This is a genomic window from Arthrobacter sp. UNCCL28, from assembly GCF_900102805.1.
GTDB lineage: Bacteria > Actinomycetota > Actinomycetes > Actinomycetales > Micrococcaceae > Arthrobacter > Arthrobacter nicotinovorans_A.
In genome coordinates this window covers 801,855-815,375 of the sequence record NZ_FMWE01000003.1, presented here as the reverse complement: position 1 = coordinate 815,375, position 13,521 = coordinate 801,855, and the positions used below count along the sequence as shown (strand labels likewise).

Sequence of the window (13,521 nt, the reverse complement as noted above, 5' to 3'; positions counted from 1 at the left end):
GCTAGGCGAGGTCGCTTGCCGAGCGCTGGATCTGGTCCAACCAGGCCTGGCGGGCCTCCAGAGCCTCACGGGCAGCCTTGATGCGGCGCTGGTCGCCCGCCTTCTCCGCCTTCTCAAGGTCATCCTTCAGGCCGGCGATGGCGGCTTCGAGCTGGGAAAGGGCACTGTTCGTGCGTGCCTTGGTCTCCGGGTTGCTCCGGCGCCACTTCTCTTCTTCGGCTTCCTTGACCGCGTCCTCAACCTTGCGCAGTCCCGCCTCGATCCGGCCCATGTCGCCACGGGGAACCTTTCCGGCGTCTTCCCAACGGTCCCTGATGGACTGGAGGGACTTCTTGGCTGCGTTGAGGTCCTTGATCGGCAGCAGGGCCTGTGCCTCGGCCACGAGCTGTTCCTTGACTACCAGGTTGGCTGTGTACTCCTGGTCGATCTGGTCGTTGGCGGCCTGGCGGTTGCTGAAGAAAACGTCCTGGGCGGCGCGGAAGCGTCCCCACAGGGCGTCGTCATCCTTGCGGCTGGCCCGGGGCGTGGCCTTCCATTGGTCCATCAACCGACGATATTCTCCGGCGGCAAATCCCCAATCGGTCGACGAGGAGAGGGCTTCGGCCTCCGCGATGAGGGCTTCCTTGGCGGACTTGGCAGCCGAGTTGTTGCTGTCCAGCTGCGAGAAGTAGGCGCGGCGGTGGCGGTCAAAGACCGTACGGGCCGAACGGAACCGCTTCCACAGGGCGTCCTCGTTGCTTCGGCCCAGGCGTACGCCGCTCTTCTGCGCCGCCTTCCAGGTTTCAAACAATTCGTTCATGCGGGCGCTGGAGGTCTTCCACTGGATCTGGGCAGGATCCTGCCCGGCAATGGTCTCTGCCTCGGACACGATCGCTTCACGCGCTGCGAGTTCGCCCGCCCGCACGGCTTCGTGTGCTGCCTTCTCCGATTTTTCCAGCTCCACGATCTGGGTGGACAGGGCATCCAAGCGCGCTTCGGCGGAACGGATGTCGCCCACCATGGTGCGCTCTGCGAGTTGCTCGCGAAGATGGGTGACAGTCTTTTGCATGTCCGTGGCCGGAGCCTTGGATTCCACCCGGTGTTCCAGCAGGACTACCTGGGCAATGATGTCGTCAAACTTCCGTGCAAAGTAGCCCAGGGCCTCATCAGGGCTGACCCCCGGATACTGGCCGACCGGGATTTCCTCACCATCGAGCGTCAGGAACACATGGCCATCACCTTCAGCGCGGCCCCATTTGGCGGCCTCGGCAAGGGAGGCGGCGGACACGGCCGGAGCGGCAGGAACGACGGCGGCCGGTGCCTTGGGGCGCGCGGCAAACGCTGCGGGCGTGGGGACCACGGATGGTGTCGGGCGCGGTGCGGCCGGTTCTGTTGCCACTGATTCGGGCCCCGGGGCTGGAACAGCTGCCGGCTCCGCTGCGGGCGCCGGTGCCGGCTCCCCTGCGGGCGCCGTTGGCTCGTCCACAGGAGCTGCCTCGTCAACGGGTGCTTGTTCTGGTGCAGCTGCCGGCGCGACGGTGGTTTCGGCAGGGTCGGGGCTCTTGGCCTCGACTGCCTCTTCTTCGTTGGCCTCTACTGCTGTTTCGTCGGATTTCTGACTGTCTGTCACCGCTAAAAGTCTTTCGCTTGGAGGGACTGCTAAGGTAATGCACCCCGGGCCGGGGCCAAGGGCTGGTTACTTCAGAGAAAACGAGTCTATCGTGACAGGTGCCACAGGGGCGCCGTCAGTGCTGCTTTGGCCGCTTTTCAGGCCCGCGGCCGCGATGTTGGTGACCACGTCCAGTCCGCTGGTTACCTTGCCCACAATGGTGTATCCGCCAGCGGTGTCAGCGGGAATGGTGGTGTCCTTGTAGACGATAAAGAACTGGTGCCCGTTGCCGTAGGCGTTGTTGCCACTGCGGGCCACGGCAATGGTTCCCGCCGGGTACTTGTTGTCAGCAGGGGTGTTTTCGAGGGGGCCCCACCGGTAGTTGGGGTCATCCGCACCGTCTTCGGAGGTGGCGCCGCATTGCAGGACCCCGAACGTCTCCGACGTCGTCAGGCGGTGGCAGAACTTCCCTTTGTAGTAATTGGCGTCGCCCAGCGACTTGAAGACCGCTGCCGCCTGGGGTGCTGCCGTTCCATTGAGTTCTATGCCCACCACGCCGCTGTTCAGCGCCAACTCACCGGTGAAGGTCTTGCCCGCTGCGGTATCCGGGCTGGGAACATCGGCACTGTTGGATGCCGGTGCGGACGGGGAGGCAGAGGGAGAGCTGAGTCCGGCTTCCGCCGCCGCAAACTCTGCCTCGGTCGGGTTGGAGCTGAAGGCCGTCAGTTGAAGCACGACGGCGAGGACCACTGCCGCTGAACCGGCACCGATGGCGATGGCGTTGTCGCGTTTGCGCCGCTTGCCCTGTTCCTGCCGCAGGGCACGCTTGGCTTCCATCTGCCTGATGCGCCGTTTCGCTTCGCGGTCATCCCGCGACCTTGTTGCCAAGAGTCCTCCTGATTGTGTCCACTTTCCGGGGCAGCCGACAGGAACCCGGGCTTGCTGCATTAGATGTGCACGCGCGGAAAGCATAAACTGGCTGCCGCACATAGTTTATGCATGACCGGCTGGACGCCCGCGGTGTAAACGCCGAACGGGCGTTTTAAAAGCTGCGGGTGCCAGGACAGCGTCAATTTCTTCGAGGAGACATTTCCACCATGGCACGTACCGCCTCCCTGTCCGGATTCCCCGAGTGGCTTCCCCAGGAGCGGTTGGTGGAGCTCCATGTGCTGGATACGCTCCGCAAGACGTTCGAGTTGCACGGGTTCTCCTCCATCGAGACCCGCGCGGTAGAGACCGTGGGACAACTCCTCCGCAAGGGCGAAATCGACAAAGAGGTCTATGGGCTGAGCCGGCTCCAGGACGACGACGGCGAGTCTGCCAAGCCAAACGGATCGGATAAAGCAGATCCCAATGCCCTGGCGTTGCACTTCGACCTCACTGTTCCGTTCGCCCGCTACGTGGTGGAGAATGCGGGCTACCTGGCATTCCCTTTCCGTCGCTACCAGATTCAGAAGGTATGGCGTGGGGAGCGGCCGCAGGAGGGCCGTGCCCGTGAATTCACCCAGGCGGACATCGATGTGGTGGGCGATGGCGACTTGCCGTTCCGTTACGACGTCGAGATTGCCCTGGTGATCGCCGAGGCCCTGGGCGCATTGCCCATTCCGGATTTCCGGCTCCGCATCAACAACCGGAAATTGGCAGAAGGTTTTTACCGCGGCATCGGCCTGACGGACACTGCCGGAGTCCTGCGCAGCATCGACAAACTGGAAAAGATCGGTGCCGACAAGGTGGCCGGGCTGCTCAAGAGCGAGCTCGGCGCAACGGAGGAACAAGCTCGTTTGGCCCTCCAACTGGCCGGCATCCGCACCGAAGATGCCTCGTTTGTCCAGCAGGTCCGGGCACTGGGAGTCACCGACGACCTCCTCGAGGAAGGCCTGAACGAGCTGGAGCAGGTCATCCAGGCGGTCGTCCAGCGTGCACCCGGCAAGGTGGTTGCCGATTTGAGTATTGCCCGTGGACTGGATTACTACACGGGAACTGTGGTCGAAACGGTCTTGGTGGGCCACGAGCAGCTTGGCTCGATTTGCTCCGGTGGCCGATACGACGCCCTCGCCAGCAAGGGCAACCGCAAGTTCCCCGGCGTCGGGCTCTCCATTGGTGTGACGCGCCTGGTTTCGCGCATCCTCAGCCAGGAACTGGCAGTGGCCACACGGTCGGTGCCGACGGCAGTCCTGGTTGCCCTGAACGCCGATGAGAGTTGGTCTGCGGCCCAGGATATCGCTGCCCAATTGCGGGGGAGGGGCATAGCGACCGAAGTTGCAGCAAAGGCCGAGAAATTCGGCAAGCAGATCAAGTTTGCCGACCGCCGCGGCATTCCGTTCGTGTGGTTTACCGACGACGACGGCAAGCACCAGGTCAAGGACATCCGCACCGGTGAGCAAGTGGATGCCGACCCTGCCATCTGGACGCCGTCGGAAGAGGACTTGCACGTCCGCGTCACTACCGCCTGATACAGGCATCACTTACAGGTATCGCTCACAGAAATCGCTGGTTCCGCCCCTTGGCGGGAGCCGTGGCCGGGGCGGGTAAACTCGGACGGGACCGTCTTTGCTGCGGTCCCTATAAATTTCATGCTGAAAGGAATGCTGTGCTGCGCACACATGACCTCGGATCACTTCGCTCCGAGCACATTGGACAAACCGTTACCCTGGCCGGCTGGGTGGGCCGCCGCCGTGATCACGGTGGCGTTGCATTCGTTGACCTGCGTGACGCGTCCGGTGTCGCCCAGGTGGTAGTCCGTGAGGAAGAGGTCTTCCATGGCCTGCGGAACGAGTACGTCCTGCAGGTGACAGGTACCGTCAACAAGCGTCCCGAAGGCAACGAAAACCCGGCTCTGGCCACGGGCGACATCGAGGTCATCGCTGAGACGGTAGTGATCCTCAACACCTCCGAGCCCCTTCCGTTCCAGATCGATGAACACGTTGAAGTCGGCGAGGAAGCCCGCCTGAAGCACCGTTACCTGGACCTTCGCCGTCCTGGCCCCGCCCGCAACATGCGCCTGCGTTCAGAGGCCAACCGCGTGGCCCGTGAACTGCTGCACCAGCGCGGCTACGTAGAAATCGAAACGCCTACGTTGACGCGTTCGACGCCGGAAGGCGCCCGCGACTTCGTTGTTCCGGCACGCCTTGCTCCGGGTTCCTGGTACGCCCTGCCGCAGTCGCCGCAGCTTTTCAAGCAGCTGCTCCAGGTTGGCGGCTTCGAAAAGTATTACCAGATTGCCCGTTGCTACCGCGATGAGGACTTCCGCGCGGACCGCCAGCCGGAATTCACCCAGTTGGATATTGAAGCCAGCTTCGTGGACCAGGACGACGTCATCGAGCTGGGCGAAGCAATCGTCAAGGCTCTCTGGCAGCTGATCGACGTTGAGGTTCCCACGCCGATCCGCCGCATGACCTACCTGGATGCCATGGCCAAGTACGGCTCCGACAAGCCGGACCTTCGTTTCGGCGTGGAACTGACGGAGCTCACTGAGTTCTTCAAGGACACCAACTTCGGTGTCTTCAAGGCCCCCTATGTTGGCGCAGTGGTCATGCCCGGCGGAGCCTCACAGCCTCGCCGGACGCTGGACGGCTGGCAGGAATTCGCCAAGCAGCGTGGACACAAGGGCTTGGCCTACGTCCTGTTCAAGGAGGACGGTGAGCTCGCCGGCCCCGTTGCCAAGAACCTCACGGAGGCAGAGCGCGACGGCCTGGCCGACGCCGTCGGTGCCAAGCCGGGCGACTGCATCTTCTTCGCCGCCGGGGAGAAGTCGGCAGCGCGCGCGCTGCTCGGCGCTGCCCGCGTGGAGATCGGCCACCGCACCGGGCTGATCGATCCCAACGACTGGGCATTTGTCTGGATCGTGGATGCTCCCATGTTCGAGCCCGCCGCTGCGGCCGTTGCCTCCGGTGACGTTGCCGTGGGTGGTGGCCAATGGACGGCTGTGCACCACGCGTTTACCTCCCCGAAGCCCGAGTTCCTGGACACCTTTGACAAGGACCCGGAGTCCGCGCTCTCCTACGCCTACGACATCGTGTGCAACGGCAACGAGATCGGCGGCGGTTCCATCCGTATCCACCAGCGCGAAGTGCAGGAACGCGTGTTCCAGCTCATGGGCCTGGACAAGGAAGACGCCGAAACCAAGTTTGGCTTCCTGCTTGAGGGCTTCAAGTACGGCGCGCCTCCCCACGGCGGAATGGCCCTCGGCTGGGACCGTGTAGTGGCCTTGCTCGCCGGCGTGGAGTCCATCCGCGATGTCATTGCCTTCCCGAAGTCGGGCAACGGCTACGACCCCCTCACGGCTGCTCCGGCGCCGATCACCCCGCAGCAGCGCAAGGAGGCAGGCGTGGACTTCAAGCCCGAATCCAAGCCCGCAGCAAAGCCGGACACCGCGTCCGAATAAGTAGCAGCCAATGGCCCTCCACTCCGGTGGAGGGCTTTTGGCATTTCCGTGTCCGACTCCCTTAGCGACTGATGAAAGGTCTTGCCATATGGCGGTAGGGCAGGCATTCCTGGAAACTCTCATGGACATGGCATGGCCGGCCCTTGAGCGCGAAGAGCTTGTACTCGACGCCGGGGCGGAGTGGGTGCTACGCGCTTCCAACGGTGTGACGCAGCGGGCCAATTCCGTGTGGCCGGTCAACCGTGCAGGGGGAGGAGGCAGCAGCGACGCAGGCCCTGCTCTTGACACGGCGGCCGGCCTCGAACGCTCGGTCCGGGCTGCTTCGGAGTGGTACAGGCGCCGCCGGCTTCCCCTGATCTTTCAGGTGTTCGACGACACCGGCAATGCTGCCCTTAATAGTGTCCTTGACCGGCAGCGCTTCACCAGGCAATCCGAAACCAGGATTATGGTCCGCGGCGTCCAGGACGTGCCGCAGGGACCATCAACGGTGGAACTCCTCGATCTTCCCTCCGCCGAGTGGCTCCATGTGTGGTGGTCAGTTGACGGCCGGGGTGGTGACGCCGAATTGTCGGTCGCCCACAGGATCCTCACTGCCTGCCCGGCCCTGTACGCCATGGTGAGGGACGACGACGGCGTCCCCGCCGCCGTCGGACGTCTCGCCCTGGTGGACGGCTGGGGAGGCATTTACAGCATGGCGACCTCAGGGACCCATCGCAGGCGAGGCTATGGGGCGCAGGTTCTGGCCTCCTTGTTGCATGCCGGCGCCGGGCGGGACCTCAGGGGATTCTGGCTCCTTGTTACTGCTGCCAATCATGGGGCGCAGTCTTTGTATTCCCAGGCCGGATTTACCCCCTACGGCAGCTATCTGTACCGGCAGGCTCCCCTGAAACGGGCTCCTGGCGGCTGCTAGCCCACGGGGTCGGTCACGGTGATCCGAACTGAGCAGGCGTCGGCTGCCGCTTTCTGCAGGGCAGCGGCTTTGACGTCCTGAACGTCCAGGAAGGGCAGCCTGGTTCGGCCCGTGAACGCTTTAAGGGCCGGTTGCGCGAGGACCTGATCCACCAGGGCCCTGTCTCCGCCGGGAACGATGTACTCCACTACGTGTGCGGCAAAGATCCTGGCTGCATGCTCTGCCGTTGACCTGGCATCAATGAAGCGGTTGCCGCTCTTGGAAGCGAGGATGGTGGTGCCGCCCGCCGAGGCTACAACATAGCCGCCGCGGCGCACCAGAACCAAGCCCAGGCCTCGCTCCTGGGCGGCCAGTGAGGCAAGGCGCTGGAGCTCGTTTGGCCCCCTGCCCGGACGCCCGTCCGCAGGCCACGGAGCCCTCAGCAGCGCGGTGGCGCCGTCGGCCGCGCGAAGGAGCAGGCCGGCGTCGTCGAAATCTTCCACGACAGGACCGTGGCTTGCCGCGAACCGATCCGCCCAACCGGCCAGCCTCGCGGCGGAGACCAAGGCTGTCCGTGTGGCGTGCCGGCGCGGAGCTGATGTTCGGCGGTCCATGGTGGATGTCTCCTTTGCTGGAACTATGAGTAGCCTATCCATGTGGAAGATCTCTTTGGTGCCGGTGCTGACAACGACGACGAGTCGGAAGACCTGCCCGCCGCGCCGCATTCCCTCCGGGGCCCATCCGATGCCCGCTGGATGGCCTCCCAACGCAGTCCCCTCGCAGTACGGATGCGGCCCCGTACCCTCGATGACGTAGTGGGCCAGCAGCATCTGCTGGGCCACGGTTCCCCGCTGCGGCAGTTGGCAGCCGGTGCTGAGGCTGCCGGGCCGGCGGGTCCCAGCTCCGTGATCCTTTGGGGGCCACCGGGAACCGGCAAGACCACCCTTGCCCATGTCATTGCCCGCGGGCCAGGGCGTAAGTTCGTTGAACTTTCCGCCATCACCGCCGGCGTCAAGGATGTCCGGCGCGTCATGGACGAGGCCTTGACGGCCCGGGACCTCTATAAGAAAACCACCGTCCTGTTCCTGGATGAGATCCATCGCTTCAACAAGGCCCAGCAGGACGCCCTGCTGCCTGGTGTCGAAAACCGGTGGGTGGTGCTCGTTGCCGCCACCACCGAAAACCCGTCCTTCTCGGTGGTCTCCCCGCTGTTGTCGAGGTCGCTGCTGCTGACGCTCAAGCCGCTCACCGATGAGGATATTTCGGGATTGCTGCAACGGGCCGTCGCCGATGCCCGCGGCCTTGCCGGACGGGTGGAGCTCAGCGGTGAAGCACTGGACCACCTCGTCCGCCTCTCCGGAGGCGATGCCCGCCGGGCGTTGACCGCGCTCGAAGCCGCCGCCGGGGTAGCGTTCGGTGACAGCGCCGCCGTCGGACTTTCCGTTGCGGACGGTGCCAGTGCCGCTCCCCGGGAGGGCCTGGAAGTTGACGGGCCCGAACAGGCGGGGACAGACGCCGACGACGAACCAGGGATCGGGAACGACGACGCACCTGACGCTCCGGTTCTGGTGGAGCTGCGCCACACGGAGCGCGCCCTGGACTCCGCGGCCGTTCGCTACGACCGGGCCGGCGACCAGCATTACGATGTGGCCAGTGCGTTCATCAAGTCCATCCGGGGCTCTGATGTTGATGCTGCCCTGCACTACCTGGCACGCATGCTCGAAGCGGGGGAGGATCCGCGGTTCGTGGCACGGAGGATCGTGATCTCGGCCGCTGAAGACATCGGCATGGCCGATCCCACAGCCTTGCAAACGGCGGTGGCAGCGGCGCAGGCAGTGCAATTGATTGGCATGCCCGAGGGCCGGATCGTTTTGGCCGAAGCCGTGGTCCACCTGGCCACCGCACCAAAGTCCAATGCTGCCTACATGGGCTTGAACAAAGCGGTGGCCGATGTCCGCGCAGGATTCGGCGGCGGTATCCCCATGCACTTGCGTGATGCCCACTATCCCGGCGCCAAGCAACTGGGCCACGGCAAAAGCTACAAGTACGCGCACGATGAACCGCACGGGGTGGCAACCCAGCAGTACCCGCCGGATGATTTGGTGGGCAAGGACTATTACCAGCCCACCAATAACGGAGCCGAACGCGATATTGCCGCCCGGCTGGAACGGCTCCGCAAGATCGTGCGTGGGGAGTAGGGCCGTTGGCGCAGGGTCCTTGCAGTCCTTTCCATGGCGGGGGACCCCGGACGTCAACCAGCTGGTGCGTGGTAGGATGGATCCTTGTCTGGCATGGCCCGACGCACAATCCCACTGAAGATTCCTTCATGAGTGCTGTGCGCCCGGGCTAGTAGCAAGAGGCAGCGGTTGGCCGATGCTCTCCCTGATGGAGGCCAGTAACACTGACACACCGCAGTAATTGGAAGGACACAAGTGGCTAACAACACTCGTGCTCGCCGTACCGCACGCCTTTCGCGTGCACTCGGCATCGCTCTGACCCCCAAGGCCGCCAAGTACATGGAGCGCCGCCCGTACGGCCCCGGTGAGCATGGCCGTGCCCGCAAGAAGCAGGACTCCGACTACGCCGTACGTCTGCGCGAAAAGCAGCGTCTGCGCGCCCAGTACGGCATCCGCGAAGCCCAGATGACCCGTGCCTTCGAAGAAGCACGCCGCACCAAGGGCCTGACCGGTGAAAACCTGGTTGAGCTGCTGGAAATGCGTCTGGACGCCCTCGTGCTCCGTGCAGGCTTCGCCCGCACCATCGCACAGGCACGCCAGTTGGTTGTGCACCGCCACATCATGGTTGACGGCATCCGCGTGGACCGCCCGTCCTTCCGCGTTGGCGAAGGCCAGCTCATCCACGTTCACAGCCGCTCCGAGGTCATGCCCCCGTTCCAGGTGGCAGCTGCAGGCGCACACGTTCTGAACAACGTTCCGCCGTACCTGGACGTCAAGATTGACGCCCTGCAGGCACGCCTGGTTTGTCGCCCCAAGCGCTCTGAGGTCCCCGTGATCTGCGAAGAGCAGCTCGTCGTCGAATTCTACGCTCGCTAAATTCGTACAGCGCATCAAAGAAGCCCGTGGCACATGCCGCGGGCTTCTTTGTCTGTAAGGTACCGCTCCAAAGTGGGTAAGGTACTGGGGAGGCCTTGTCCGAAGCCGCTGGGCGGCAGGTGCAAGGCAATGCAACAACCCTAGGAGAAGAGTTCTATGTCTGGTGGCGACATCGCCGGCCTCATCGCAGCAGGAGTCTTCGCGCTCCTTGTGTTGTTGTTGGCTGTGCCTATCTTGAAGCTGGGCGGCGTTTTTGACGAGGTCCGGACCTCCATCCGGTCCATCAGCGACGGCGCCACGCCCCTGATGGATGAAGTGACCGCTACGGTTTCCACCACCAACCAGCAGCTGAAGAAGGTTGACGGCATCGCCTCGAACGTCTCCGACGCCTCAGCCAACATCTCCGCCCTGTCTTCGCTGGTGGCTGCCACGGTGGGTTCTCCCTTGATCAAGGTCGCAGCGTTCAGCTACGGCGTGCGTTCGGCATTCGCCGGTCGTCGCGCCCCTTCCTCCGGCCGCCGCAGCCGCTGAGCAGATCAGTTGCCGGATCAAGCAGCCGCAAACTAAAGGAAGACAAAACCCCATGAAAAGAATTGTGTGGATGGGCATCGGAGTCGCCATTGGCGTCATTGCCTTCCGGAAGATCACCGAGGCCCAGGCGAACATTGGTCCTGACGGCCTGAACCGCGCCGTGGGCCGGATGGCCGACGGCTTGTTTGATTTTGCCGACGCAGTCCGGACCGGCATGCACCAGCGCGAAGAGGACCTTCGGGCAGCGCTGGGCATTGACGACGCCGGGGCGGGGCGTCGATAGCGGAGCGGTTCGCTCCCACGCCCGCAACAGGGCAGAATGGAAAACTGCGGAACGGCATCAGCCGGTACCGCGCACCTTACGTGCAGTGAATTGAGAAGGGTAAGTAATCAGCTAATGAAGTCGCAGGAGATCACCAAGCGCTGGGTGGACTTTTTTGTCAGCAAGGGCCACACCGCCGTTCCCTCCGCGTCGCTCGTTTCAAGCGACCCGTCCCTTCTCTTCACCGTGGCCGGAATGGTGCCGTTCATTCCCTACCTGACTGCCCGCGAAGAGCCCCCCTACAGCCGTGCAACGAGCGTCCAGAAGTGCATCCGCACCGGGGACATCGAAGAAGTGGGCAAGACGGCCCGCCACGGCACGTTCTTCCAGATGTGCGGCAACTTCTCCTTTGGCGACTACTTCAAGGAAGACGCCATCAAGTTCGCCTTCGAGCTGCTCACTACGAGCACTGACGACGGCGGCTATGGGCTGCCTGCCGAGCGCCTGTGGGTGACCGTCTACGAAGAAGACGACGAAGCCAAGGAGCTGTGGCTCAAGAACACCGGCATCCCCGCCGAGCGCATCCAGCGCATGGGTAAAGCCGACAACTACTGGTCCACCGGCCAGCCCGGCCCGGCAGGGCCCTGCTCGGAAATCTACTATGACCGCGGCCCCGCCTACGGTATTGAGGGCGGCCCGCTGGCCGATGAGACCCGCTACATCGAGATCTGGAACCTGGTATTCATGCAGTACCAGATCGAGAACGTCCGCTCCAAGGTGGATTTCGACATCGTTGGCGAGCTCCCGCAGAAGAACATCGACACCGGCCTTGGCATGGAGCGCCTGGCGATGATCCTCCAGGGCGTCGAGAACATGTACGAGACCGACCAGGTCCGCCCGGTCATCGACAAGGCTGCCGAACTGTCCGGCCGTGAGTACACCTCGGCCGAGTCGCCTGAAGATCCGCACCACACGGACGATGTCCGCATGCGTGTGGTGGGCGACCACATCCGCTCTGCCCTGATGCTGATCGCCGATGGCGTTTCACCCTCCAACGAGGGCCGCGGCTACGTGCTGCGCCGCCTCATTCGACGTGCTGTCCGGGCCATGCGCCTGCTCGGCGTCGAAAAGGCCTGCTTGCCGGACCTGCTTCCCGCATCCCGCGACGCCATGAAGGGCGTCTACCCGGTGGTCGAGACGGATTTCGCCAGGATCAGCCGCATTGCCTACGCCGAAGAAAAGGCGTTCCTGCGCACCATCGCTTCGGGCACCGCCCGTCTTGAGGATGCCGTCACCGAATCGAAGGCTGCCGGTGTTCCGCTTTCCGGCGCCGATGCCTTCGCCCTGCACGACACCTACGGCTTCCCGATCGACCTGACCCTCGAAATGGCTGAAGAGGCCGGACTCAAGGTGGACGAGGCAGGCTTCCGTGCCCTCATGCTCGAGCAGCGCCAGCGTGCACAGGCCGATGCCAAGGGCAAAAAGGGCGGCCACGCCGATCTCAGCGCCTACCAGGAACTCCTGGGCAAGGGCGAGACCGTCTTCACGGGCTACGACGAACTTGAGGGTGAGTCCACTGTCCGCGGAATCGTCAGCGGTGGACGACCGGTTGCGCACGCCTCAACGGGCGATGAAATTGAGTTGGTCCTCAACGAAACCCCGTTCTACGCCGAGGCTGGTGGCCAGTCCGCTGATACAGGCCTTATCACCGGCGACGGTTTCGTGGTCGAAGTCCTGGACGTCCAGCGGCCCATCAAGGGCCTGAGTGTGCACAAAGCGATAGTCCGCGAAGGCGAGATTGCCTCCGATGCCCTGGTGCGCGCCGCTGTCGACCGTGAACGACGCCATGCAGCCGAACAAGCCCACACCGGCACGCACATTGTGCATGCTGCCTTGCACCAGATCCTTGGCCCTGAAGCCACCCAGCGCGGTTCCTACAACAAGGCCGGTTACCTCCGCTTCGACTTCGCCTGGGGTGAGGGGCTGAGCACTGCCACGCGTTCGGAAATCGAAGAGGTCTCCAACATTGCCATCCGGAACAACTACCGGGTGGATACCAAGGTCATGGGCCTGGCCGAGGCCAAGGCCCTGGGCGCCATGGCACTGTTCGGTGAAAACTACGGAAGCGAAGTCCGCGTCGTAGAGATCGACGGCGCGTGGTCCCGTGAGCTGTGCGGTGGCACCCACGTGTCCAACACTTCCCTTATCGGCAGCCTTTCACTGCTGGGCGAGCAGTCCGTTGGCTCCGGAAACCGCCGCGTGGAGGCCTTCGTCGGCCTGGACGCTTTCCGTCACCTGGCGGCTGAGCGCGCGCTGGTGACCGAGCTGACAGAACTTCTGAAGGTTCCCTCGGGGCAACTGGCGGATCGTATCTCCAGCACACTGAGCAAGCTGAAGGCCACGGAGAAGGAACTCGACCGCCTGCGCAAGGAGCAACTGACCGCTGCTGCGGCAAACCTGGTGGGCACCGCCAAGGATGCTGCCGGCGTGCGCGTTGTTGCCCACGATGCCGGCCAGGTCGGTGGGGCCGACGATCTCCGCAACCTTGCCTTGGACCTCCGCAGCCGCCTCGGCTCCGAAGCTGCCACAGTAGCCGTTGCCGGCGTCAGCAATGACCGCCCCGTGATCCTCATTGCCACCAATGAGGCCGCCCGCGAAGCCGGAGTGAAGGCCGGTGCGCTGGTTCGCCTGGCTGCCGGCATCCTCGGCGGTGGCGGAGGTGGCAAGGACGACGTTGCCCAAGGCGGCGGCGCCGACGCTGGGAAGGTCTCTGAGGCCCTCACAGCGGTGGTGGATGCGATAGCCAAGCGCTGA

General features: G+C 64.0%; 11 protein-coding genes. 8 read left to right on the top strand and 3 right to left on the bottom strand.

Annotated features, from left to right (window positions below; genetic code table 11):
- Position 1: 1 nt before the first annotated feature.
- Both BLQ01_RS12245 and BLQ01_RS12240 read right to left on the bottom strand, forming a co-directional pair.
- Entirely contained in the window at positions 2-1,609 is a 1,608-nt protein-coding gene (locus BLQ01_RS12245) for a DUF349 domain-containing protein (RefSeq protein ID WP_091551926.1), read from the bottom strand.
- 66 nt (positions 1,610-1,675) lie between these two features.
- Entirely contained in the window at positions 1,676-2,476 is an 801-nt protein-coding gene (locus BLQ01_RS12240; protein ID WP_026540825.1) for a peptidylprolyl isomerase, read from the bottom strand.
- Positions 2,477-2,685: 209 nt separating this feature from the next.
- On the opposite strand from BLQ01_RS12240, the gene hisS reads away from it, so the two are divergent.
- From hisS to BLQ01_RS12225, 3 genes are all read left to right on the top strand, one after another.
- A complete protein-coding gene (hisS, locus tag BLQ01_RS12235; protein WP_091551923.1) occupies positions 2,686-4,041 on the top strand; it encodes a histidine--tRNA ligase in 1,356 nt (451 codons plus the stop codon).
- A 137-nt stretch (positions 4,042-4,178) separates the two neighbouring features.
- Positions 4,179-5,972 carry an aspartate--tRNA ligase gene (aspS, locus tag BLQ01_RS12230; protein WP_175493423.1) on the top strand — a complete coding sequence of 598 codons (1,794 nt, stop codon included), beginning with the start codon at positions 4,179-4,181 and terminating at the stop codon, positions 5,970-5,972.
- An 88-nt stretch (positions 5,973-6,060) separates the two neighbouring features.
- Positions 6,061-6,882, top strand: a complete 822-nt coding sequence (locus BLQ01_RS12225; RefSeq protein ID WP_091551919.1) for a GNAT family N-acetyltransferase — start codon at positions 6,061-6,063, stop codon at positions 6,880-6,882.
- On the opposite strand, the gene BLQ01_RS12220 is transcribed toward BLQ01_RS12225, so the two are convergent.
- Positions 6,879-7,475 carry a Vms1/Ankzf1 family peptidyl-tRNA hydrolase gene (locus BLQ01_RS12220; protein ID WP_091551917.1) on the bottom strand — a complete coding sequence of 199 codons (597 nt, stop codon included), beginning with the start codon at positions 7,473-7,475 and terminating at the stop codon, positions 6,879-6,881. The genes BLQ01_RS12225 and BLQ01_RS12220 overlap by 4 nt on opposite strands.
- Before the next feature lie 42 nt (positions 7,476-7,517).
- Here BLQ01_RS12220 and BLQ01_RS12215 point away from each other — a divergent pair, with 42 nt between their 5' ends.
- The 5 genes from BLQ01_RS12215 (at position 7,518) to alaS (ending at position 13,521) form a co-directional block, all read left to right on the top strand.
- The gene (locus tag BLQ01_RS12215; protein WP_091551914.1) at positions 7,518-9,059 is read left to right on the top strand and encodes a replication-associated recombination protein A; all 1,542 of its coding nucleotides are present in this window, start codon (positions 7,518-7,520) and stop codon (positions 9,057-9,059) included.
- Positions 9,060-9,293: 234 nt separating this feature from the next.
- Entirely contained in the window at positions 9,294-9,914 is a 621-nt protein-coding gene (rpsD, locus tag BLQ01_RS12210; protein ID WP_091551912.1) for a 30S ribosomal protein S4, read from the top strand.
- 156 nt (positions 9,915-10,070) lie between these two features.
- On the top strand, positions 10,071-10,445 hold the full coding sequence (locus BLQ01_RS12205; RefSeq protein WP_026540818.1) for a DUF948 domain-containing protein: 375 nt from the start codon (positions 10,071-10,073) through the stop codon (positions 10,443-10,445).
- Positions 10,446-10,497: 52 nt separating this feature from the next.
- Positions 10,498-10,728: a hypothetical protein gene (locus BLQ01_RS12200; protein WP_026540817.1), complete on the top strand. Its 231-nt coding sequence runs from the start codon at positions 10,498-10,500 to the stop codon at positions 10,726-10,728.
- A 114-nt stretch (positions 10,729-10,842) separates the two neighbouring features.
- Positions 10,843-13,521, top strand: a complete 2,679-nt coding sequence (alaS, locus tag BLQ01_RS12195; RefSeq protein WP_026546884.1) for an alanine--tRNA ligase — start codon at positions 10,843-10,845, stop codon at positions 13,519-13,521.